At 54.6% G+C, this 1,000-nt stretch carries 1 protein-coding gene; it reads left to right on the top strand.

The genetic code is table 11. The features are described from left to right. Positions 1–779 (top strand): glutamine-hydrolyzing GMP synthase (gene guaA, locus G9Q73_RS19095; protein ID WP_177421553.1); only part of this gene is annotated, 779 nt, incomplete at its 5' end. Positions 780–1,000: the final 221 nt, after the last annotated feature.

Raw genomic sequence — 1,000 nt, 5'->3', positions numbered from 1 at the left:
TGCACGAAGGGGATCAGGTCATGGCGACCTTCGCCGAACACATGGGTGTGACGGTGATCAGGATCAATGCAGAGGATCGCTTCCTCAAGGCGTTGAAAGGGGTCTCTGATCCTGAGCAGAAACGCAAGATCATCGGCAATCTTTTTATCGACATCTTCGAGGAGGAGGCGAGCAAACTGGATGATGTCGAGTTCCTCGCCCAGGGAACCATCTATCCCGATGTGATCGAATCCGCTGGCGCAAAATCGGGCAAGGCGCATGTCATCAAGTCCCACCACAATGTGGGTGGTCTGCCTGACTACATGAAGCTGGAACTGATCGAGCCTCTGCGTGAACTCTTCAAGGACGAAGTGCGTAAGATCGGTGTGGAACTCGGCCTGCCCTACGAGATGATCTACCGCCATCCCTTCCCTGGACCGGGGCTCGGTGTGCGTATTCTCGGTGAGGTGAAGAAAGAGTATGCGGATCTGCTGCGCCAGGCGGATCACATCTACATTGAAGAACTCCACAAACACAATCTTTATGATGAAGTGAGTCAGGCGTTTGCCGTCTTTATTCCGGTGAAGTCTGTCGGCGTCGTGGGTGATACACGGCGTTATGAATATGTGGTTTCACTGCGCGCGGTGAAAACCGTGGATTTCATGACAGCCAAGTTTGCCCATCTGCCTTTTGATTTTCTGGAAGAGGTTTCCCGGCGCATCATCAACGAGGTGCAGGGGATTGCGCGGGTGGCATATGATATTTCGAGTAAGCCGCCTGCGACGATTGAGTGGGAGTAGGGGAAAAAGGCTTTTCAATGGTGTCCTTGGGAAAGGGGTTGATCGCTGGGCATCTGCTATTTCCTTTTGGCCCCGGCCGTATTGCGTCAAATCTGACCGACAAGCCGCTGCTCGTGCCAGACATTGAGCGTGTCGGGTCCGCTCACGTGGTTTCCTTACTGGTCTTGCCGGTACGGCGATCCGGCGTCACCCGCCCATGAGGCCGGATGATGACCTCCAGG

Origin of the sequence: endosymbiont of Lamellibrachia barhami (genome assembly GCF_011947365.2) — a bacterium.
GTDB lineage: Bacteria > Pseudomonadota > Gammaproteobacteria > Chromatiales > Chromatiaceae > QGON01.
Note: the sequence above shows the minus strand (reverse complement) of the source record. Positions and strands in the feature narration are given on the sequence as shown.